Source organism: Aliidiomarina sp., from assembly GCF_022565475.1.
In the GTDB taxonomy this organism is placed as follows: Bacteria; Pseudomonadota; Gammaproteobacteria; order Enterobacterales; family Alteromonadaceae; genus Aliidiomarina.
The window spans coordinates 167,836-190,062 of sequence record NZ_JAIUMR010000004.1; the positions used below are offsets into that span (position 1 = coordinate 167,836).

Consider the following 22,227-nt stretch of genomic DNA (forward strand, 5'->3'; position numbering starts at 1 on the left):
CATGATTACTACACAAGGACTCGAGAAGTCTTATAAAGACGTGAAAGCGCTGCGTGGTTTGTCGTTCGAGGCAAAAGACGGCGAGATTACTGGTTTATTGGGCCCGAACGGCGCCGGTAAAACCACCTGTTTACGCAGTATCTATGGTTTAATTCATGCCGACCAAGGCACCGCAATGGTCGACCAAATTGATGCCAGTCAGGAGCCATTAGAAGTGCGTCGCCGCATTGGTATCTTTCCTGATAAATTCGGTTTGCAAGAACGGTTAACGGCCCGCGAGCATATTGCTTATTTTGCCGCATTACATGGTTTACATGGAAAAACCGGTGCAGAGGCGGTGCAGAAAGTCATCGATGACTTGGGCATGCAGGATATTGCCGATCGCAAGACCGCTGGGTTTTCCCAAGGTCAACGCATGAAAGTCGCGCTTGGCCAAGCCATTGTGCACCAACCACAAAACTTAATCCTCGACGAGCCCAGCCGAGGCCTTGACGTGATGAGCACGCGCATATTGCGCGAGCTTTTATACCGTTTGCGTGAACAGGGGCGCTGTATCTTGTTCTCCAGCCATGTCATGCAAGAAGTCGCGGCACTCTGTGACCGCGTTGTGATCATGGTCGCAGGACAGGTCGTGGCGGAAGGTACACCACAGGAACTGTGTGAACGTACTGGCCAAAGCAGCTTTGAAGAAGCCTTTGTGCAGTTAATCGGAACCGAAGAGGGCATCATGCTATGAAATCGCTATTTTTTACTATTTGGCGCAAAGAAATGCTCGATGCCATTCGGGATCGCCGCAGCCTGATGGCTGCTATGTCGTACGCGTTTTTTGGACCGGTGCTCATGGCCGTTGCGTTTATGGCAATTATTAATGATGCGGTGTCTGAGAGCGATGTCTACGTCAATATCGAAGGCGCCGAACATGCGCCGGCGTTCGTTGATTTTCTCAATTCGCGCCGTGTCTTTGCCGGCACGGAAGAGAATAAGGCACGTGATATCGACGTGATTATTCCAGACGATTACCAAGCCAAATTGGCGCGCGCGGAAATGATTGAAATTATCGTCCGTGCCGACTATTCAGTGCGCAGCGACAGCAGTCAACGCAACCGTGTTGAGTCCGCAATTCGCGAGTACAGTAGTACCATTGCCGCGCAACGTTTGACCTTGCGTGGCGTCAGTGCCGAAGTGATTCGTCCGTTGGTTGTCGACAAACAAGACACGGCAACGAAAGAGTCGCGTGCCGCTTTGATTTTGGGCACCGTCATGGTGTTTGTGTTAATGGCTATTTTCTTCTCGGGCATGAACGTGGCGATCGATACGAGCGCTGGTGAACGAGAGCGTAATTCACTGGAGTTCCTACTGGCGCAACCCATACCTACCCATTGGTTAGTCATGGCGAAAGCCGGAGCAGCAGCGACCTTTGCGTTTGTTGGTGCAGTGCTGAGTATCTTGATGATCCCCTTGGTGTTCGTGTTTGTACCATTGGAAAAACTCGGCATTGAGTTTAGTTTGTCTGCTGCGAGCCAAGTGCAAATGATCGTGACACTGATACCGCTGGCGCTGTTGGCGAGTATTTTGCAGCTTTTTGTTAGTTTTCGGGCGAAGTCGTTCAAAGAAGCTCAAACCTATATCTCGCTGGTCATGTTCATTCCAGTCGCCGTGATTTTCGGTATCGAATTTAGCCGCGTCGAGCACCCGTTACTGAGCGTATTGCCGGTGACATCTCAACACCAAGTGCTGCTGAATACCATTGGCGGGCAAGCGATTAACTGGCTACATGTCGGTGCTGGAGCTCTCGTGACCTTGGCATTGACCGCCCTACTGGTTTGGGTAGTGACGCGCATGCTGAAAAGTGAAAAAGTGATCTTTGGTTTATAAATGCGAACATTCAAATAGGGATTGTCCATGTATGATCCACTGACCAGTAAAGCCATACCTGCCTTTCACGAGGCAGGCATGGCGACCTACTGGCAAGCAGTGACACCGTTTCCGGATACGGACTCGGTGGCCCTGCCGGCACAAGCCGACATCGTCGTCATTGGTGCTGGCTATACCGGTCTTAATGCAGCTGTTACGTTAGCCCGAGACTACAACAAGCATGTTGTTTTATTGGAAGCGGGCAGCATCGGTGCCGGCGCAAGTTCACGAAATGCTGGCTTTTTACTGCCGGGCAGCGGCCGTTTAGGGTTTCAAGACTACCGTAAAAAATTTGGTGAGGACGTTGCTCAAGCGGTGCAAAATGAATTCGCCGCCAGTATTGCCCACGTTCACCAAGCCATCGACGACAGTGACTATCATTGTGACTTCACCCATGCGCGCTACTTGCGCGTCGCGCATAATTCCAAAGCAGCACAGATCTTACACGACCAACAGCCTGCATATGAACCCACCTTGCTCGATGCCGAATGGCTGACGGCAGAATCGTTAAAACAACAGATTCCTGGCTTGCCTTGGGGACATGGCGGATTAGCCTTAACGCCAGCAGCAGCGTTAAACCCGCGTGCATTAACCGCGGTGTATTTAGAGCAAGCAAAGCAGGCCGGCGTTACTATCGTCAGCGGCCACCCCGTCACACATTGGCAAGCGCTCGGCGATGGCACGCACCAGCTGGAAGCCGCAGGCTCAAGCATACGCTGCCGACAAGCATTAGTCTGTACAAATGGCTATTTACCGAGTCAGCCATTTGCCGATATCGCCCAGCGCCAGTTTCCGGTGTTATCGAGTATCTTGGTAAGTCGGCCATTGAACGCAGTCGAGCAACAAATGCTCGGCTTGACCGTGAATGATTTGGTGATGGATACGCGCCTACTGAAATATTATTACCGCCTCCTACCTGACGGTCGGATTCTCTTCGGCGGACGCGGTGCTGTGCGCGGTAAAGACGCCGAAAGCGGACGCCAGCGACAACGACTCGAGCGTGCCTTGGTGCAAACCTTCCCACAACTGGACGGGCTATATGCGGACTATTTTTGGAGTGGCTGGATTTCAGTTGCACTCGACTCGATACCACGGGTCTTCAGTCCGAGTCCAGGGGTGTATACGAGCGCAGGTTATTGCGGAGCCGGTGTTGCCTTTGCAAGTTTAGCGGGTAAGCGTTTAGCTCAACTCGCTGCTGGAGAGACCTTGCCAGCCTTACCGTTTTATCAGACTCCGTTACCGAAATACCCAATGCCGCAGCTGCGGCGCGTTGCGCTTCGGGGCTTGTATCAGTGGCAACGCTGGTTTGGCTCGTAACCTACGCATTTTGAGCTTGAATTCTGGACGTAAAAGTCCTTATGCATTGTGCGCCAGCTAGGTCATCAGTATTGACCGTACCAGGATTAAAAATGCAAGAGCATTTCGGCGGCTGTGCAATAGCAGTCGCCGTCACACACCGGGCAATAGTAGCCCTCGTCTAAAGAAGACTGCAGCCAGCGATTTTGATGTTCGGAAATTAACTCGCCACCACAACGACTAAAGTATTCAAACGCACTGTTGTTTGGACTTTGCTTCCAGATATGCGCCAAGCCACCTAAACAACCAGCACCTTGCGCTTCAATAATGGAATGCATGAGTAACGATTTGCCCACGCCACCACCCTGAAAATCTGGGTCGACTGCGGAGCATTTGAAATAACACAGTTGGTCGGCGCTGAACGGCCACTTCTCAGGCGTACAATGCCGATCGACGGGCCACTGATTCGGTGCAAAGGTAATACGAATACCCACGAGCTCATTGTCGGCATAGGCCAGCCAATGCAAATTGCGCCCACACTCGGTTTGGCCGCGCGAATAAAAGTCTGCCAAATTCTCTGGCGTCAAATAATTCTCACCATGCACTTTATTCCCCAGCTCGATAACCGCCTCGAAATCCGTCTCTTGCATCTGCCGAAAACTTAACCGCGCCATACGCCACTCTCTCATTATTATTTGCGCCATTATACCCATTGGAAGAGAGCTTAGACAATGGCTGAACACTCAGCTTGCTTGCTACGAAGCACTCAGCTTCCGTGTTACGAAGCACTCAGCTTCCGTGCTACCGAGGGGCTCATTCTGAGATCGCTCAAGTACGTCCTTGTAGCGCTATGGCGTCGCCATCCATGGCGACGACATTCTCAGAACGAGCCCCTCGTCCGCACTCGCGCTGAGTGCTTTGCAGCTCCCCCTGTGAACGCCACAGCCATGATCGATCTGCGGGCATCAATATTGCACATCGCAGCAAAGAGCAAGCAAGTGGCGTCCGCATCGCACACCGCAGCGGTGGGCACAAAAAAGGGGCCGAAGCCCCTTTTTGTTAGTAGCGGTAGGTGTCTGGCTTGAATGGCCCTTCGACCGGTACGCCAATGTAGTCGGCTTGGTTTTGAGTCATTTTGGTGATGACGCCACCGAAGCCTTCGACCATGTAGCGAGCAACTTCTTCGTCGAGTTGTTTTGGTAACACTTCGACGGTTAAGTGCTTGGCCTTGTCGGCTGCAGACATGTCGGCAAACTTTTGCTCGAACAAATGAATTTGTGCAAGGACTTGGTTAGCGAATGAACCGTCCATAATGCGGCTTGGGTGGCCCGTTGCGTTACCTAAGTTCACTAGACGACCTTCCGAAAGCAGGATTAAGTAGTCGCTGCTGTCGTCAGAACGGAATACCGTGTGAACCTGTGGTTTCACTTGTTCCCAACGCCAGTTTTTGCGCATAAACGCAGTGTCGATTTCGTTGTCGAAGTGACCGATGTTACAGACCACAGCGCCTTTTTTCAGGGCAGCTAGCATGTAACGGTCACAGACGTTAACGTTACCGGTGGTGGTGACGATTAAGTCGGTGTTGCCGAGCAATTCGTGATTAATCGTTGAACCGTCGTTGCTGTTGATGCCGTCAACGTAGGGTGACACCACTTCGTAGCCGTCCATACACGCCTGCATGGCACAGATTGGGTCGACTTCAGTGACCTTGACGATCATGCCTTCTTGACGCAATGAAGCAGCTGAACCTTTACCCACGTCACCGTAACCGACAACCAAAGCTTTCTTGCCAGACAACAAATGGTCGGTGGCGCGCTTAATGGCGTCATTCAGCGAGTGACGGCAACCGTATTTGTTGTCGTTCTTTGATTTGGTGACAGAGTCGTTAACGTTGATTGCAGGCACTTTTAACGTACCTTTCTTCAACATTTCGACTAAGCGATGCACACCTGTGGTGGTTTCTTCAGTGATACCATGAATTTTCTCCAACATGGCTGGGAATTTTTCGTGAATCAACAGTGTCACGTCACCGCCGTCGTCGAGCACCATGTTGGCGTCCCAAGGCTGGCCGTCTTTCATACAGGTTTGCTCAAGACACCACTCGTACTCTTCTTCGGTTTCGCCTTTCCACGCGAACACTGGAATACCAGCAGCGGCAATTGCAGCAGCAGCGTGATCCTGGGTTGAGAAGATATTACAGGATGACCAACGCACTTCGGCACCTAAGTCGACTAAGGTTTCAATCAGCACGGCAGTTTGAATGGTCATGTGAATACAACCAATAATACGCGCGCCTTGAAGTGGCTGGCTGGCTTTATACTTATTGCGGATTGCCATTAACGCAGGCATCTCTGACTCTGCGATTTGAATTTCTTTACGGCCGTAATCGGCGAGGCTGATGTCAGCGACTTTATAATCTTGAAATGCGGTCATGTTAGGACTCTCAATCAGTTGTATGGGACACTTGCTGCCTTCACGAGGCAGCAAGTTCTTCCACTAAGTTCAGTTCAGCAAGAATATCCTGCTGTTGTTCGATACTTAAACGCGGGCCATAGTTACTCACTACTGCAGCAGCGGAGCGACTGGCAAGTGTGCCAGCTTGGGCAGGCGTTAAGCCTTGGGTAATGCCGAATAAGTACGCGCCAGCAAACATGTCACCGGCGCCATTGGTGTCAATCGCTTGCACTTTAAAACCAGGCACCTGAATGCGACGTTCTTTGGTGCCGATCAGGGCACCATTCTTGCCTCGGGTAATCACGACCTGACGGGCAAACTGCAACAACGCTTCCATGGCCGGCTCGATGCCTTCTTTCCCGGTATAAATTTCCGCTTCTTCTTGGTTACAAAAGAGGACGTCGACACCTGGGGTCAAGAATTCGTCTAAGCCTTCCTTGAAATACTTCACCATGGATGAGTCAGAGAAGGTTAAAGCGATTTTCGTATTGTTCTTTTCCGCAACGTCACGCGCTTCACGAACCGCTGCACGAGCGATTTCGGAAGTTGCTAAGTAGCCTTCGATGTACAAGTACTGCGAATCAGCAACGACCGCCGGTTCTAATTCGTCCGTTGAAAAGTCGATGGTGATGCCGAGAAACGTACACATGGTTCGTTCCGCATCGGGCGTGACCATAACGACACACTTGCCGGTGTGACCGTCGTTATTTTGTTTGACCAAATGGGTAGCAACGCCAGCGCGGTCGAGATCCTGCTGGTAAAAGTTCCCATCGTCGTCATTTGCAACTTTACAGCAGTAGAATGCTTTACCACCGAACTGGCTGAAGGCGACTAAGCTGTTTGCCGCAGAACCGCCACCGACACGCTTTTCCAGGGTGAATTCCTTGTGCAGTTCGGCCAATAGCAATTGCTGCTGGGCTTCGTCCAACAGGGTCATAATGCTTTTTTCAATATTATGGCGCGTCAAGAACTCGTCAGTGACTTTAAATTCTTGATCGACCAAGGCGTTTCCCACGCCGATTACGTCGTAAGTCTTCATTACGCTCGATTCGCTAGCTGAGTTAAAATTAAGGCCGAATATTGTACACGAATTTATGGACGATATCCGCCAGAAATTCCTTTTGTTGTAATACTCACGGCGTCATGGGCGTGTAATGATTCGTAATGGTTCACGCGCACACGAAAATCCAATACGGTAGGATTCTTATCCAACTCATGCTGGAGTCGCCGGGCCGCATCTTCACAAAACATTAAGTTTTGTCCATTCAGGCGAGCAAACTCCTGTTCGTCTTCGCGTTTTACCGCGGCTTGAACCGGTGTTTTGAGTGAGTTTTCAATGCGGTCAATAAGTGCGACTATGGGTAAAATGTCAACCTCGTCACTTAACTTAACCTTCACTTCCGCGAGTGAGCGCTGGCTATGCGGGGTCGCAACGATACCTTCTGTGGTACCGAGCCACTCGACAATTTCTTCATTACTCGCTTCGTCGTCGCCGAAACGGCTACGGAAGGCATCTTGAATTAGCTGCCGTGCGAGCGCTGCTGAGCAAGGGCAGGTCGACGAGTAGGTTACACCAACTTCAAGCTCTAGCTCAACGCGATCGCCAACGCGTTCAGCACTGATAGCAATCGGGTAACCTTTCCAACCTTGCTTACCACTGACGAGCGATTTGCGGCGCAATAGATATTCGAAACTAAACGACACACGAGCAGACTGGCTTAAGCCTTCGTGGGTTGAAATAAATGTCGCTAGAAGCGCTTTGATGCTGCTTCCACTGAGGACGTTATCATTGGCAAGTTCGTCGACGGCTAAATAAAGCCGCGACATGTGAATGCCTTTTGCTTTTGGATCGTCCAAGCTAACAAACGCTTCAATGCGTGCGCCCACTTGTTGTGGCAAACCCGCTTCACTGGCGATCGTTATCGGCATTTCGATCTGGCTCATGCCGACCCAGTCGAGCGTTCCTTCGGTTTGTGCTTGCGCTTGGTTGGCAATATCCGGCATTGATGTCGGCATGCATTCGTCTCCGCTTTTCTGCATTTTCAAAAACGTGACCGCAAATTATACAACAAATGCGGCCTGAACATCACCATCATCGCGGAATTTATCTGTAATTGGTGGCAAATTAGATTGAAAATAAGCGTAAAACAGTAAGTCGCGATATAGTATGGCCTTACTACGTACACAGACGGGGATTTGGATTGAATGAGTTCAGCAAATAAGTCAGCAATTGATTGGGACCTTATCGGCCAGTACCGATCGTTACTTGGTGCGACCGGTTTGGCCGACAGCGTGGCCATGTTACAGCGGGTTATGCCTCAGTATATTGATGAATTACAGACGCATGTGGCGAGCCAAAATGAAAAGGCAACCCGCGCTCAGGCACACAAAATGAAAGGGAGTTGCCGGTCTCTTGGCTTAAATCGAGTTGGCTTGGTAATGGAATGGCTCGAAAAAGAATCGTGGCAATGGTCTGACGTCGAGGAAACACTCGCGACTTGGCCAGCGTTGTTTGAGCAAGACTGTAAAGCGCTTGTTTCAGGCCTTTAATCTACTCGCGCCAATAAAAAAGCCTCGCACGGGCGAGGCTCTTGTCACTAAAACAGTGTTAAGCAGTTTTAATATGCACATCGCCAACGAAACGATAGCCTTCGCCATGAATCGTGGTGATCAGGTTAGGCGTATCTGGATGCGCTTCAAAGTGCCGACGAATACGACGGATGGCGACATCGACAGTGCGGTCATTTGGGCGCAACTCACGGTCAAGCATCTTCCGCACTAGGGTGTCGCGGTCATGAATTTTGCCCGGCTGCGTTAGAAATAACTCTAAAGCACGATATTCACTTTTTGGTAAGCGGAACATCTTTCTGTCTGGCGAGTACAGGCAGCGGCTATCGCAGTCGAGCACCCAGCCGCTGAAATGGTATTGTTTACTGCCTTCAACTTCCGTCTCTTTGGAATCGTTAATTTGTTCGATACGACGCGCCAAGTTGCGCACTCGGACGGTGAGTTCACGCGGATTATATGGCTTGATGAGATAGTCGTCTGCACCAAGCTCAAGCGCTAACAAACGATCGTCATCACTGTCTCGGCCAGTCAAAAAGACCAAGCCGATGTTGTTTTGTTCGCGCAGCGATTCAGCGAGTTCGAGGCCACTTTGGCCCGGCAAATTGACATCCATAATGATAATGTCGATTTGTTGCTGCGCCATAATGTGTTCCATTTGACGGCCATCAGCTGCATCAAACACTTCGTATCCTTCCTGTTGGAACAGGCGAGTAAGTGTTTGTCGGGTGACCACCTCGTCTTCCACGATCAGAAGTTTAACGTTTATTTTTTGTTTCATGCTGTTTCCGATCTCCGCTAGCTAGGCAAACTCGACGCATTGAGAATAACAATTAATATAATAGAATAGGGTCTATGGCCTTGTTATTGCAAGTAAGTTCCCCGAATTTTTAACATTTTAGCTTGAAATCTCGAAATTAGGTCGACTTTTCGGTTTGTTTACTCAGCGTCAGGGTAATAATGGTGCCGTGGCTATGGGACGCGTCAGCTTTTGAGTAAGGCGTTGATTGAATATCAAGACTGCCTTCAGGTAATCGACTAACCCACTGTGAAACACGAATCAGCCCAAGGCCTGAACTCAGCGACATGTCGGTTGACTGCATAGTTGCCGTGCGCACTGATTCAAGTTCCGATTTGCTGAGGCCGCAGCCGTTGTCGCTGACGGTTATGATGACATGCTCTTCCGTGCTGGTGATGTGGATCTGCACAAGCAGCGGTTGGGTCTGCGTGTGAACGCCTTTGATGAGGGCATGCTGAACAGCATTTTTAGCCAGTTCCGTAAGAGTTTGTTCGAGTAGCGACGTCGATAGATAAACCACCTCATCACTGTCGACGTCACAGCTGAGGCGAACAGTCTCAGGTATTCGCAGTTCGTGGCTGAACTGATACTCGAGTTCTTGGCCGAATACAGTCAGTGCGATTTGTCGCTGTTTAACGGTGCGATAGACGCTGCTGAGTTGTTGATAGTGATCGATTAATCGTGACATCTGGTTGAGTTCACGCAAACCTGAGGCTAGCTGATCAGTGATGTGTTTGAATATAAAATCGGCGTGTTCTGATTGGCCGGTTGCCGCCGCATCCGCATTCGACTGATTGAGTTCAGATTGTAAACGCAAGAATGCAAAATTGGCGTCACTCAAGGGCTGTTCAATTTGATAGGCAAACTGTTCAAGAGAAGCACATACGGCTGCAAGCTTGTCCTGTTCACGCAGATGTTGTTGATAACGGCTCAACTCAAGCATGGCCTCGCTGAGCTTTTGGTTGACCTCGCGGAGGCTATTGGTCCGTTCGCGGACTTCTTTTTCGAGTTTGTCATAAGCGGACCGAGCTTGATCGGCACTATGTGCTGCGTAGCGCCGTTCGTGACGAAATTTTTCTAACAGCCGGTGTATTTGTAAACGAAGTTCATAAAATTCGTCGGCGATCGGCTGGTCATGAAGTAAATCGACCTTGTGATCAATAATTGCTCGACTCAGCGAACGGCTAAAACTTTGCACACTGCTTTGAACATGACGTTGGTAAAATTGCAGGGCGATGAAAAGGGCAATAAGGACTGAAGCAATACCACCAAGACTGACTAAAAAATGACGCTGCGTAAAGGCTTGCGATGTATCTTGAGACATCCGCAGGTAGACATAACCGATGTTGGCGGACGTGCTTTGTCGGCGCGTGATTTGGATGGGCTGCACGACTTCGAGAATATTGCCAACGAATTGATAAGGACTGATCTCAGTCAATTGTTCCGCTTGTGATGGCAACGCCGCGCGGCCAGGCTGGTTGTAGCTAGCTGTCACTTCCAGTGCAGCGTCGCCGCTTCCTTCAGCGTAAATGTGTGCATGCAAAACGGCATCAATCGCAGCTAAACCTTGCAATAGAGCAATAGCTTCATCAGCGTTCAGCTGCATCGCCGAGGCTTTCAACGCGAGTTGTTGGGCGATCATTTCACCTTGTTCAATTAATCGATTGCGTTCGCTATTGGAAATCACCAGTGTTGTCAACGCTGCGTATAACAGCATTACAATAGCGACTAAGCCAAATGCCAATGTGTAAAGTCGTTGGCTCAGCGGGCGTTGGTGTTTTTCCTTGGTGATGTCGACTTTAGCCATATGCAACGGTCATTAACTCGCCGCCCAAACGGTGAACTTGCGATTATCGGCAAGCACATGAACTTGTTTAAATGTGGTTGCCAAGACGTCACGATAGGGTAAAAAGCTATTGCCGACGAGAAATAATTTCCCGCCAGGTTTGAGGTATTGACGGCATTGGCGAATAAAGTTTTGCGTGATGGCGTAATCGGTTTGTCGACCGGCATGAAACGGTGGGTTGGTGACAATACAATCGTATTTTACGGTTGTTTGCTGCTTTAAAACAGCAAGTCCGTCGCTGGCTAGCAAGGTGACATGCTCCGCCAAAGGCGCCAAGGTTTTTTCGGCGGCGGCTAACGCTAACGTGTTGATATCGATACCAGTAATCGACTTGGCGACAACGCGATGCTGCAAGGCTGCTGCAATGACGCCGGCTCCGCAAGCAAAGTCGAGTAGGTCGCCGCTGCAGGCAGTAACAGGCTGCTGATAAAGCGTGCGCAGCAGTAAGTCACTACCACCATCTAAACGGTTTTGACTAAAAACACCGGGGTAGTTAAAAATTGTCATGCCGCCAAAGTCAGCCGGCAACGGATAACTTGATAAGTAAGTGTCAGGGTTAAATGAAATTGCTGTTTTGAGCTCACAGCGCAGCAGTTGGCAATGATTGCCACTGGCGAGCTTTTCATTCGCGCTATAGCCAACAAATGGCGATTTAATGTAAGACTGAATGCCGCTGTCTTTATGGCCGATTAAGAAGATCGGTGTTTGCACCGGCAGAACGGCAGCAAGGTTAGCCATCAGCATGTGTACCAACTGTTTTTCTTTCGGAACATTTACGACGACGGCGTCAACTGCTAGCGGCTCAGCGAGAAATGGCGCAAGGATATCGTCAGAACCACCTTGATAGGCATCACTGGCGTGCAAATGCCAGCTGAGGGTTGTAAACCCTGATTGCTGCAATGTCGTCGCTTGCTGTGCAGGCGGATGGACGAGAAGTAATTTACCTGATGGCAAAACATCAAGTTGGCGCATTAATAATTGGGTGTGGGCTATAGCTGTCATTCGTCACTCAGGCGGTCAGGGTAAGCTTCAACAAACGTTTCAACCATTTCAGTGGCTAAAGGAATTTCGTCAGCGTCAAAACAGGCGACATGAAAGAGTGCTTCACCCTCATTACTGACCGGAATATTACTGATGCCAATGACAATGCCACTGACCGAAGAATAGACCGAGGTATGTTCGCCACCATGGGGCGGTGCGATGTGTGCAAGTAGCTGGCCACGGTTAACTTGTTGACCGAGATCGACTTTCAAAATGACTAAGCCGTCGCCCTCGCTGCGCATCCAGACCGAGCGTTGTGAATAGACGGGTGTAACTTTCTTGCGCGTGCGTCGGCCTTTCATCATTTTTAGCATTTTCATCACGTTGGTCACACCGTTCACACCCGCTTTAATCGAGGCGTAATCAAACCGCAGTGCTTCACCGGCCTCATACAGAATAAGCGGAATACCAAGTTCGCTGGCGGTTGAACGCAAGGAGCCATCCCGATCTTTCGAATTCATAATCACCGGGCAGTTAAATGCAGCCGCCATCGATTTTGCTTCGTCATTATCAAAATTCACTCGAATTTGCGGCAAGTTGCTGCGGTGAACGGCACCCGTGTGCAGGTCGATAATGTGGGTTGCACGTTCGACTAATTGGGTGCGAAAGAGAAATGCTAGACGACTTCCAAGAGCGCCGCGTTCAGAGCCCGGAAAACAGCGATTAAGGTCGCGCCGGTCGGGTAAGTAGCGAGTTTGTTGAATAAAGCCAAACATGTTGACCACGGGCACGACCAGTAACGTCCCGGTCAGCTCTTTCGGATCGATAAGTTGTATCAGACGTCGGCAGATTTCAATGCCATTGAGTTCGTCGCCGTGAATGGCTGCGCAAACCAGAAGTACGGGTCCGGGCTTAGTGCCATGGAGTACTTCAACATGCAAGTCGAGGGGCGTGTCTGAATAAAGTCGAGCAGCAGGAAGTAAGACCCGCTCTTGGGTACCAGGAGCGATTTGAATATCGCCCAACTGAAATGGCTGACTGCGTTTACGCGCCATGTCATCAATCCTCTAAAGAACGACTTTGGGGCGGCTTAGCCGCGCCCCTTGGTGCGTGTTTTGTGTTGTTTAGCGTTCTTTTCGATGAACGTAATAATTTGCGTAGCAACGTCTTTGTCCGTTGCACTCTCAATGCCTTCGAGTCCGGGAGACGAGTTAACTTCCATCACCAGAGGACCGTGATTGGACCTTAAGAGATCGACACCGGCAACGTTGAGCCCCATTGTTTTCGCTGCTTTAACCGCAGTTGAACGCTCCGCAGGGCTAAGTTTGACTAACGTCGCACTACCACCGCGATGTAAGTTGGAACGAAACTCACCCGGTTTGGCTTGGCGCTTCATCGCGGCAATGACTTTGTCACCAATCACGAAGCAGCGTATATCAGCACCGCCTGCTTCTTTAATATATTCTTGCACCATGAAATGAGCATTTAAGCCCATAAATGCTTCGATCACGCTTTCTGCTGCTTTGCGCGTTTCGGCGAGAACCACACCGATGCCTTGCGTGCCTTCCAACAATTTAATCACTAATGGCGCACCACCGACCATGTCGATCAGATCGGGAATGTCTGAGGGTTTACTGGCAAAACCTGTCACCGGCAAACCAATGCCTTTGCGCGAAAGTAATTGCAGTGAGCGCAGTTTGTCGCGACTACGACTGATCGCAACCGATTCATTCAGTGGATAGGTGCCCATCATTTCGAACTGACGTAATACTGCAGTTCCATAAAAGGTGACAGAAGCACCAATGCGTGGGATCACCGCATCGAATTGCGGTAATTCAACGCCACGCATATGAATTTCTGGCTCTTTAGCGTTAATGTTCATGTAACAACGCAATGGATCGAGGACATGCATTTCATGCCCGCGCTCTTCACCTACTTCAATAAGTCGACGCGTTGAATAGAGATGTTTATTGCGGGAAAGAATCGCAATTCTCATGCTGGAAGTCCTTGTAAATATGAAGCCTGTGGATTAACAAGAAATCGCCCATTCAATGCCTGACGACCGAGTAGCATCCGAAATTTCATTGTATCACGGTTTGTTAATGTCAGTTCAGCTGGGAATGATTGTTGGGTGTCGCCTTGGCCTATTACGACTAAGGTGCGAATAACATAGCGCATTTCCTTATGGCCGCCAGAGTCGGTGACCTGCCTTTGTTCCAGGATCGGTGCCTCACAGACTTGTTCGGTTAAGTCGTTTTGAATTGGGTGCATCCAAATCCGCAACCACCCTTGACCGTCACGTTCGAACGGTTCGAGCTTAAACGCATGCAAGCAGGATGTCCGCGCACCGGTATCGACCTTGGCTTTGATTTTACTAATCCCTAACTCGGGTAACGCCAGCCATTCTCTCCAACCAGTGACCTGATAGGATTTACCAATGTGTTGAACCGTTGTTGCCACAGCCATTCCTTATTTATTTTATGCGTCAAAATGAATGATTTAGAGAAAGTAGTCGCTAAAATTTACATTGTCATGATTACAAAAGTGAACTAATTTGTGCATAGTAAAGTAACATTCTTCAGAAATTCGGTACTCTGTCAGACACATCCGCAGAATTTGTTATTTGCTTCGTGTGACTCGCTCATGAAACAAAGTCTGCGCTATCGGTGAATAATCTGCAAATTATATCGTGTCCGTCTTGGATTGCAGAACCAAAAATTTTACAAGGAACACATATGGCGACCTGCAATAGCTGCAGTTGTTACAAAGGTTTAGAGTTTGGCATTCAAATGGCGTTTCAACCGATTGTTGATATCACAAAACGTACAGTTTATGCGCAAGAAGCCTTAGTTCGTGGCGCTCAAGGGCAGGGGGCTGGTGAAGTGTTGGCGCAAATCACCTCCGACAATATTTATTCCTTCGACCAAACCTGTCGCATGACAGCAATTGAGAGTGCTGCGGCGTTGTCGATGCAGTCAAAACTCAGCATTAATTTCATGCCCAATGCGATTTATGAACCGGAAACCTGTTTAGAACGAACACTAAAGACTGCGCGCAAGGTGAATTTCCCTCACCAGAATATTATTTTTGAAGTCACCGAACATGAGAAGATCGAAAATCATGATCTGTTGGTGGAGGTGTTTGAAACCTATAAAAAACATGGTTTTCTCACTGCGATCGACGATTTCGGTGAAGGCTTTGCGGGTTTGAACTTACTTGCTGATTTCCAACCTGACTTGATCAAGCTCGACATGCAGCTGATTCGCAATTTGCATGAGCGGCGCGTCAGTCGCGTGATTATTAAAGGTATTTTGGCCGTTGCTGAAGAGCTCGATATTACGGTGATTGCCGAAGGCATTGAAGTGGAAGACGAAATGAAAGCACTGCAAGACTTAGGAATTGAGCTGATGCAGGGCTATTATTTTGCCAAACCGCACATCAACACGCTCACTGACCCGTTCAATCGGACTTGAGGTGTTGAGCCCGCGTGTCACGCAGTGATCGCAGCAAGCTAACAAATTCCGCAGCCGGGCGGTCAAATGCGTTTTCGCTGACCAATAAGTCGTATCCGAGCAACTCACGTAGTTGCTCCATACGCCAACAAAACGCGGCTTTAACCCCTTCGTAGGTAACCCCCTCACTACTTTTATATTTAAGTGGTACATCAAAGTAATGCGCATAATCACGCTCGTCTGGCTTGTGGTAGCGCAACGCCAGTACGAGCACATTGCGCTGTTCAAGCATCAGGTGTACCGCCATACGCTGCGAAATGTTTTCGAGAAATTCATGGTAGCTATGTATTCGAAAACCCACATACGGCATGTCGCGCAGTTCCAAAAAATGCTGCAGGCGAGGTTGGTCAAAGCGCAGAATATTGTCCCAGTTAAGTTGCCAATGGCCCTTGCGATGATAATAGGCGATCGCCTGAGGCGTGAAGACAAAGGTCGCGTCGGGTTCGAGTACCTTGGCGACACCAATGGCGCTGAGGACGATGGCCAGACTGGTTGCTACTATAAGTACGGCCAAAGGGAGTGGTTGAGCAAAATTCCAAATCAGTAAACATGCAACCAGCGCGACGCCGGACAAGGTTAAGACTTGCCCATGCCGCTTACTACTTGGCCGAATCGTGATTTGAGTTGTTTTCATGGTGATGCATTCAACCTTGCCGTTCTTGCAAGCGCTGAGCTAGACCTTGCAAAAGCACTGCTTGCGTGAATTCCTTGCGTAAATAGTAACCTCTTGGTCTTGTTTGAATGCGCTCGCCGTTCGGTCCAATTGCTGCAGTTAATTTCGAACCATCCGCTGCTTTCGGTCTTAATTGCAGTGCTGTACCAAATCGGGCAGTGAGTGATTCGACGTGGCCGAGGATGATCTGCTCGGTGATTTCTTCCCAATCTTGGCGTAATTGCTGCTCTTGTTGCGGACTCGGTTGCCAGAGAATGGGTACACCCACTGTGCGCTCTGCGATTGGAATTCCACGACGTCCGTCAATGGGAATCCACAGCACCAGTTTCAATTTATTACAGACGTTACTTTGTTCCCATTGAACTTGATGCAAACCAAGTAGCGGCGTGATGCACACGTATGTGGTTTCCAATGGTTTTGCATCGGGGGAAACTGGAATGGTCTTTAATTCCACACCGATCTCAGGAAAGTCTTGCTGTTGTTTCGAACCCGCCGTGGCACCGAGAAATTGCTCAATTAACTGCCCAGTCCAGCCTTTTGCATGACGCAAAGAGGTCGGAACCGCCACACCAGCGGCGGCTGCGAGCTCGGCAAATGATTTACCGGTTAATTGGTCTGCTCGAGCCAGCAACTCCGTAATAGAAGCTGGCGGCGTGGTTGCTCGATGAAGTGGAGTGACTGACAACACAAACGCCTCATTTTGACTAAGTTTGTTTATGGTAGGGCGAAGAAGGGGCGCAAGCAAGACTCGGAAGCAATTTACGGACGGCTTCGCATGGTATGAACAGCAAGAAGATATTTGCCGCGGACGTCGCTTTGTGGTCAAATCAAATGAATGAAAGATATGAGAGGATGCTCGCGTGATTGATGCCGAAGGATATCGGTCGAATGTCGGCATAGTGATTTGTAACGAGCATGGGCAAGTATTTTGGGCACGACGTTTTGGTCAACAAAGCTGGCAATTCCCACAAGGCGGAATTGATGATGGCGAGACCCCGGAACAGGCGATGTTTCGCGAGCTTTACGAAGAAGTTGGACTCAAGCCGCATCAAGTAGAGCTCATCTATACGAGTCGCACTTGGTACCGTTATCGACTTCCCAAACGTTTGGTGCGCAAAGGTTCACGACCCTTGTGTATCGGCCAAAAGCAAAAGTGGTTTCTATTGAAGCTTACCTGCGATGAGGCCGATGTGGACGTGTTGCAGTCCGGTCATCCGGAGTTTGATGGCTGGCGCTGGGTCAGTTACTGGTATCCCGTGCGACAAGTGGTTGCTTTTAAACGTGATGTTTATCGTCGCGTGATGAAAGAGTTTGCCCATGTTGCGATGCCGTTCAAGAACAAATCCCGTCCGAAACGACAGAAACGAAAACGATAAACATGCTTACTTTATTGCAGCGAATTGTAGAGGCCGTCAACCAAGCGCCGGATTTAGATTCGGCGCTGCGCACCATTGTGGAACGGGCTCGAGCTGCATTAGGGAGTGATGTATGTTCGGTCTATTTGGCCGATCACGATGCCGAACAATTCGTCCTCATGGCGACCGAAGGCTTGGTTTTACAGGAACATGAGCGCGTTGCCTTAAACTTTGGCGAAGGTTTAATCAGCTTAGCTGCGCAACGCGAAGAACCGCTCAATATTGCTAATGCTACCGAGCACCCCAATTACAAATTTGTCGAATCGGTCGGTGAAGAAGCCTTTAAAGCGATGTTGGTTGCGCCAATCATTCACCAGCGTAAAGTCCTCGGTGTGCTAGCTGCGCAACAACAAAAGGCGCGGGCATTTTCTGCTGAAGAAGAAGCATTCGTTGTCACGCTTGCCGCACAGTTAGCGACGGTGATCGCGCACGCTGAAGCGCGCGGGTTGGTAAGTGGTCACTATTCACCTTGGCTCCGTAATCTGAGAGCTCTGGCAGCTGCTCCAGGGGTGGCCATTGGTCAGGCATTTATTGGCCGACCGGCTGCCACGTTGAGTGCTGTGGTTCCGCGTAAAACCGATTATCCATGGCGTGAAATTCATAAATTTCGTAAAGCAGTCATGCAAACACGTATGCAATTACGTGAGCTCGCCGAACAAGTTGCGGAATACGTCGCCGAAGATACGTTAGCGATTTTTGACGTATACCAGAGCATGTTGGACGCTGCCAGTCTGGGAGATGCGGTCGAAGCAAAAATTAAAGAGGGCTGGATGGCCCAAACTGCCGTAAAAATGGCGGTTGATGGATTTGTTGCTCAATTTGAAGAACTCGATGACTCTTATTTGCGTGAACGTGCCGTCGATATTCGTGACTTGGGTCAACGGATTTTGTCATTTTTGCAGGATAAGTCGGAGCAGAGCCATGTCTTCCCCGACATGTGTATTTTAATTGCAGAAGAAGTCACCGCGAGTATGCTCGCCGGTGTACCTCGTGACAAGCTGCAAGGATTGGTTTCGCTAAATGGCTCAGCGAACTCGCATGCCGCGATCATGGCGAGAAGCATGGGTATTCCTGCCGTATTTGGCGTTAGTGACGTCCCATTAGCCTATTTGTCCGACCAACACTTAATCGTCGACGGCTATAGTGGTGACATTTTCGTCAACCCACCGGCACAACTGATTCAAGAGTACGAAATCCTCCGCGATGAAGAGCGCGAATTAACCGACCTCGTCAGTGCGAATCGCGATTATCCAGCACAAACTGAAGATGGCCTGCCGATTTCCTTGCAAATTAATGCTGGGCTGAATGTCGATCATCACTATGACAACATTGGGCCATTTGAAGGCATTGGACTCTACCGCACAGAAATCCCGTTTATGATGCGGGAGCGTTTTCCGACCGAGAAAGAGCAATACCAACTTTATAAACAAATTCTCAAAGGCTGCCGCGATAAACCAGTCATCATGCGCACACTGGATGTGGGCGGCGACAAGCCATTGCCGTATTTTCCGATTCAGGAGGAGAACCCATTCTTGGGCTGGCGTGGGATCCGCATGACGCTGGATCACCCAGAAATTTTCTTAGTCCAAATTCGGGCGATGTTGCGCGCGAATGTCGGCTTACATAATTTGCAAATCTTGTTGCCGATGATTAGCACCGTGGATGAAGTCGAAGAGTCAATTCGCTTAATTAACCAAGCTTATTTTGAAGTTCGCAACGAGCTATTACCGAATAATCCTGCACTCGATTTTAAGCGGCCGTTGGTCGGTGTCATGATTGAAGTGCCGGCATTGCTGTATCAACTCGATGCGATTGCTCCTAAAGTCGACTTCTTTTCGGTCGGAACGAATGACTTAACGCAGTATTTATTGGCGGTTGATCGGAATAACCCGCGGGTTGCGAATCTCTACGACTCCTTTAACCCTGGGTTACTTCACGCACTGCAACATGTGGTCAATCGCTGCAATGAATTGCGCAAACCGGTGAGTGTCTGTGGCGAAATGGCCGGCGATCCGGGCGGTGCACTGTTGTTAGTTGCGATGGGGTACCGTTCTTTGTCGATGAGCACGCACAACTTAGATAAAGTCCGTTGGATTTTGCGTCACCTCGATAGCAAAATGTTGCAGGTCTTGTTGACTCAGGTCATGAGCGCAACACATCCCGATCAGGTTCGTCGGTTAGTTCGAATTAAATTAGAGGCATTAGGTTTAGGTGGTTTTGTCCGGGCGGGCAAATAATTATGCTCTTCAGCTTGCTAGTCTGTTTGCTTGGGGGTATTGCTGGCGGTTTGTTATCCGGCATGTTGGGCATCGGCGGTGGCATACTTATGGTGCCACTGCTGATTTACTTATTGCCGATCATGGGTATGCCCACCGCAATCGTCGTTCCGACCGCGATTGGAACAAGCCTAGCAACGATTATGCTCACCACATTGTCGGGTGCTCGAGCGCACGCTAAACGCGGCTATGTCGAGTGGTCATGGGTAAGACTCATCGCACCGGCGATGGTCATTGGTGGCTTTCTTGGTGGGGCTCTAGGGGCGCGTATTTCGCCAGAGTTGTTGCAGCGGATTTTTGCATTTGTTTTGTTACTGCTGGCGCTACAGATGCTTTGGAAAAAGCGGCCACAGGCACAAGACCGGAACCACAATCCAACCGTTGTTCGCGCAACAGGCGTTGGCATCGGTGCCATTGCCGCCTTAGTGGGTATCGGAGGCGGCGCTTTGCTGGTGCCGTTGTTGCACTTTTATCAGGTCGCCATGCGCAATGCGGTAGCGATTGCAGCGGTTTGCAGCGTCGTATTAGCCGCGGTAGGTACTTTTAGTTATATGTTTTTAGCACCCACGGTAAGCCATGCGGATATTCCAGGCCTAGTCGGTTATGTTTATTTGCCAGCGTGGCTGGCCATCGCCGCGACGTCGGTCATTTTTGCTCGAGTCGGTGCAGCGATTGCCCATCGCTTGCCGGTTCGCTACTTGCAGCGCGCATTTGCAGTGCTTTTAGTGTCGGTTTCGGTGCATCTATTGCTGACGTAAGCAGATCGACGAAACCTGAAGTTGTTGAAAGGAATTTCCATGTCACAGCAGCATTTACAATTTCCCGCTTGGGACCCTATCGCGTTTTCCTTGGGGCCAGTGAGCTTACATTGGTACGGCCTGATGTATTTGGTCGGTGCCGGCTTCGCCTATTGGTGGGGCAATAAACAAGCCGATCGTGATCCGAATTGGAGTCGTGAGGCTTGGCAAGATCTCCTATTTTGGGGTTTCTTGGCGCTGATTATCGGTGGACGGCTCGGCTATATTTTCTTTTATAATTTTGAACGGTTTCTCGGCGATCCACTCTATATTTTTCGTTTCTCTGAAGGCGGCATGTCCTTTCATGGCGGCCTCATTGGTGTGCTAGTTGCGTTGTTAATTTTTGCTCGGCGGACCAACCGTTCGCTGATGAGCGTGGGCGATTTTGTCGCGCCCTTAGTCCCGGTTGGACTGGGCGCGGGACGAATTGGTAACTTTATCAATGGAGAGTTGTGGGGGCGGGTTACCGATGTACCGTGGGGCATGGTCTTTCCGGCACAAGCGGCAGGTGACCTACCGCGTCACCCGTCACAGCTGTACCAAGCGTTTGCTGAAGGTCTGTTACTGTTCCTGCTGTTGTATTGGTTTAGTCGCAAACCGCGGCCGGTCGGTGCGATAGGCGGCTTGTTCTTACTCGGTTACGGTGTCGCTCGTTTTGTGATTGAATATTTCCGCGAACCGGACGCTCATCTTGGTATACTCGGACTATTCAGCATGGGGCAATGGCTGTCGCTACCCATGGTGATCGCTGGTGCGGCCATTATGTGGCTAGCGTACCAAGGAAAGTTTGGTGGCTTGCCTGCAACAACAAAAACAGCCAATAAAAACAAACCGCAAAAGAAATCTCGATAGGAGCGCAAGCATGCGACAATATTTGGACTTGATGCGCCATGTGCTGGAAAATGGCACGGTCAAAGAAGATCGCACGGGCACAGGAACACGCAGCGTATTTGGTTATCAGATGCGCTTTGACTTAGCCGCCGGTTTTCCGTTGGTGACGACCAAGAAATGTCACTTACGCTCGATCATTCATGAACTCCTCTGGTTCCTGCAAGGTGACACCAATATCCAATATTTACGCGACAATGGTGTCAGTATCTGGGACGAGTGGGCAACGGATTCTGGTGATCTTGGGCCAGTATACGGTGCCATGTGGCGGAATTGGCCAACACCTGAAGGCGGCCATGTCGACCAAATTAAAGAGCTCATTGACGAAATTAAGCAAAACCCAGACTCGCGTCGTTTGCTGGTTAGTGCATGGAATCCAGCGTTATTGCCGAATCCGAAATTGGCACCAAAAGCCAATGCAGAGCAGGGCCGACAAGCATTGCCACCGTGCCATACGCTGTTTCAGTTTTACGTTGCCGACGGCAAGCTGTCCTGCCAGCTCTATCAACGTAGTGCGGATATTTTCCTTGGTGTTCCGTTCAATATCGCTAGCTATGCGCTATTTACCATGATGGTCGCGCAAGTCTGTGATTTAGAGCTTGGTGAGTTTATTCATACCTTTGGCGATGCGCATTTGTACTCCAACCATATGGAACAGGCGCAATTGCAGTTAAGTCGTGAACCGCATCCATTGCCGACCATGCGCTTGAACCCTGACGTGAAGGACATCTTTGCATTTCGTATTGACGACTTTGAGCTTGAGAATTATCAAGCGCATCCACATATTAAAGCTCCGGTGGCGATTTAATAA

The 22,227-nt window shown here is 49.8% G+C and carries 22 protein-coding genes; 10 read left to right on the plus strand and 12 right to left on the minus strand.

Going from position 1 to position 22,227, the window contains the following annotated elements:
- The first annotated feature begins 1 nt into the window (after position 1).
- From LAT77_RS05485 to LAT77_RS05495, 3 genes are read left to right on the plus strand one after another with little or no spacing between them, the layout of a single operon-like run.
- Positions 2 to 736, plus strand: coding sequence for an ATP-binding cassette domain-containing protein (locus tag LAT77_RS05485; RefSeq protein ID WP_290563551.1), 735 nt, complete (start codon positions 2 to 4; stop codon positions 734 to 736).
- Positions 733 to 1,875, plus strand: a complete 1,143-nt coding sequence (locus tag LAT77_RS05490) for an ABC transporter permease (protein WP_290563552.1) — start codon at positions 733 to 735, stop codon at positions 1,873 to 1,875. Before LAT77_RS05485 ends, LAT77_RS05490 begins: the two co-directional genes overlap by 4 nt.
- 27 nt (positions 1,876 to 1,902) lie before the next feature.
- Entirely contained in the window at positions 1,903 to 3,231 is a 1,329-nt protein-coding gene (locus LAT77_RS05495) for an FAD-binding oxidoreductase (protein WP_290563553.1), read from the plus strand.
- 86 nt (positions 3,232 to 3,317) lie between these two features.
- Here the strand turns inward: LAT77_RS05495 and LAT77_RS05500 are convergent, their stop codons facing one another.
- The 4 genes from LAT77_RS05500 to folE2 all read right to left on the minus strand — a co-directional run bounded on the left by LAT77_RS05500 (position 3,318) and on the right by folE2 (position 7,680).
- Positions 3,318 to 3,899 (minus strand): GNAT family N-acetyltransferase, encoded by a 582-nt coding sequence (locus tag LAT77_RS05500; RefSeq protein WP_290563554.1) that lies wholly within the window; start codon positions 3,897 to 3,899, stop codon positions 3,318 to 3,320.
- A gap of 370 nt (positions 3,900 to 4,269) precedes the next feature.
- Positions 4,270 to 5,643, minus strand: a complete 1,374-nt coding sequence (gene ahcY, locus LAT77_RS05505; protein WP_290563555.1) for an adenosylhomocysteinase — start codon at positions 5,641 to 5,643, stop codon at positions 4,270 to 4,272.
- 40 nt (positions 5,644 to 5,683) lie between these two features.
- On the minus strand, positions 5,684 to 6,703 hold the full coding sequence (locus LAT77_RS05510; RefSeq protein WP_290563556.1) for an adenosine kinase: 1,020 nt from the start codon (positions 6,701 to 6,703) through the stop codon (positions 5,684 to 5,686).
- 53 nt (positions 6,704 to 6,756) lie between these two features.
- Positions 6,757 to 7,680 carry a GTP cyclohydrolase FolE2 gene (gene folE2, locus LAT77_RS05515; RefSeq protein WP_290563557.1) on the minus strand — a complete coding sequence of 308 codons (924 nt, stop codon included), beginning with the start codon at positions 7,678 to 7,680 and terminating at the stop codon, positions 6,757 to 6,759.
- A 189-nt stretch (positions 7,681 to 7,869) separates the two neighbouring features.
- Here folE2 and LAT77_RS05520 point away from each other — a divergent pair, with 189 nt between their 5' ends.
- Entirely contained in the window at positions 7,870 to 8,214 is a 345-nt protein-coding gene (locus LAT77_RS05520; protein WP_290563558.1) for an Hpt domain-containing protein, read from the plus strand.
- Between the two features lie 58 nt (positions 8,215 to 8,272).
- Here LAT77_RS05520 and arcA read toward each other — a convergent pair whose 3' ends face one another.
- The 6 genes from arcA to LAT77_RS05550 all read right to left on the minus strand — a co-directional run bounded on the left by arcA (position 8,273) and on the right by LAT77_RS05550 (position 14,315).
- On the minus strand, positions 8,273 to 9,010 hold the full coding sequence (gene arcA / locus LAT77_RS05525) for a two-component system response regulator ArcA (RefSeq protein ID WP_290563559.1): 738 nt from the start codon (positions 9,008 to 9,010) through the stop codon (positions 8,273 to 8,275).
- A 136-nt stretch (positions 9,011 to 9,146) separates the two neighbouring features.
- Entirely contained in the window at positions 9,147 to 10,835 is a 1,689-nt protein-coding gene (locus tag LAT77_RS05530) for an ATP-binding protein (RefSeq protein ID WP_290563560.1), read from the minus strand.
- Positions 10,836 to 10,847: 12 nt separating this feature from the next.
- Positions 10,848 to 11,876 carry a class I SAM-dependent methyltransferase gene (locus LAT77_RS05535; RefSeq protein WP_290563561.1) on the minus strand — a complete coding sequence of 343 codons (1,029 nt, stop codon included), beginning with the start codon at positions 11,874 to 11,876 and terminating at the stop codon, positions 10,848 to 10,850.
- Positions 11,873 to 12,910: a succinylglutamate desuccinylase/aspartoacylase family protein gene (locus tag LAT77_RS05540; RefSeq protein WP_290563562.1), complete on the minus strand. Its 1,038-nt coding sequence runs from the start codon at positions 12,908 to 12,910 to the stop codon at positions 11,873 to 11,875. Before LAT77_RS05540 ends, LAT77_RS05535 begins: the two co-directional genes overlap by 4 nt.
- A gap of 35 nt (positions 12,911 to 12,945) precedes the next feature.
- Positions 12,946 to 13,851, minus strand: coding sequence for a 30S ribosomal protein S6--L-glutamate ligase (rimK, locus tag LAT77_RS05545; protein WP_290563563.1), 906 nt, complete (start codon positions 13,849 to 13,851; stop codon positions 12,946 to 12,948).
- Positions 13,848 to 14,315, minus strand: a complete 468-nt coding sequence (locus tag LAT77_RS05550; RefSeq protein ID WP_290563564.1) for an ATP-dependent zinc protease — start codon at positions 14,313 to 14,315, stop codon at positions 13,848 to 13,850. The genes rimK and LAT77_RS05550 overlap by 4 nt, the downstream gene beginning before the upstream one ends.
- A gap of 275 nt (positions 14,316 to 14,590) precedes the next feature.
- Here LAT77_RS05550 and LAT77_RS05555 point away from each other — a divergent pair, with 275 nt between their 5' ends.
- A complete protein-coding gene (locus tag LAT77_RS05555; protein WP_290563565.1) occupies positions 14,591 to 15,328 on the plus strand; it encodes an EAL domain-containing protein in 738 nt (245 codons plus the stop codon).
- Here the strand turns inward: LAT77_RS05555 and LAT77_RS05560 are convergent.
- On the minus strand, positions 15,315 to 16,001 hold the full coding sequence (locus LAT77_RS05560; RefSeq protein WP_290563566.1) for a DUF2982 domain-containing protein: 687 nt from the start codon (positions 15,999 to 16,001) through the stop codon (positions 15,315 to 15,317). The two genes, LAT77_RS05555 and LAT77_RS05560, sit on opposite strands and share 14 nt — an antisense overlap.
- Before the next feature lie 10 nt (positions 16,002 to 16,011).
- The gene (gene mutH / locus LAT77_RS05565; RefSeq protein WP_290563567.1) at positions 16,012 to 16,728 is read right to left on the minus strand and encodes a DNA mismatch repair endonuclease MutH; all 717 of its coding nucleotides are present in this window, start codon (positions 16,726 to 16,728) and stop codon (positions 16,012 to 16,014) included.
- A 172-nt stretch (positions 16,729 to 16,900) separates the two neighbouring features.
- Here mutH and rppH point away from each other — a divergent pair, with 172 nt between their 5' ends.
- Genes rppH through LAT77_RS05590 form a run of 5 tightly spaced genes read left to right on the plus strand, consistent with a single transcriptional unit; the run spans position 16,901 to position 22,224 of the window.
- A complete protein-coding gene (gene rppH / locus LAT77_RS05570) occupies positions 16,901 to 17,416 on the plus strand; it encodes an RNA pyrophosphohydrolase (RefSeq protein WP_290563568.1) in 516 nt (171 codons plus the stop codon).
- A gap of 2 nt (positions 17,417 to 17,418) precedes the next feature.
- Positions 17,419 to 19,692, plus strand: coding sequence for a phosphoenolpyruvate--protein phosphotransferase (ptsP, locus tag LAT77_RS05575; protein WP_290563569.1), 2,274 nt, complete (start codon positions 17,419 to 17,421; stop codon positions 19,690 to 19,692).
- 2 nt (positions 19,693 to 19,694) lie between these two features.
- Entirely contained in the window at positions 19,695 to 20,489 is a 795-nt protein-coding gene (locus LAT77_RS05580; protein ID WP_290563570.1) for a sulfite exporter TauE/SafE family protein, read from the plus strand.
- 39 nt (positions 20,490 to 20,528) lie between these two features.
- On the plus strand, positions 20,529 to 21,380 hold the full coding sequence (gene lgt / locus LAT77_RS05585; protein ID WP_290563571.1) for a prolipoprotein diacylglyceryl transferase: 852 nt from the start codon (positions 20,529 to 20,531) through the stop codon (positions 21,378 to 21,380).
- Between the two features lie 10 nt (positions 21,381 to 21,390).
- Positions 21,391 to 22,224, plus strand: a complete 834-nt coding sequence (locus LAT77_RS05590; protein WP_290563572.1) for a thymidylate synthase — start codon at positions 21,391 to 21,393, stop codon at positions 22,222 to 22,224.
- The last annotated feature ends 3 nt before the right edge of the window (positions 22,225 to 22,227 follow it).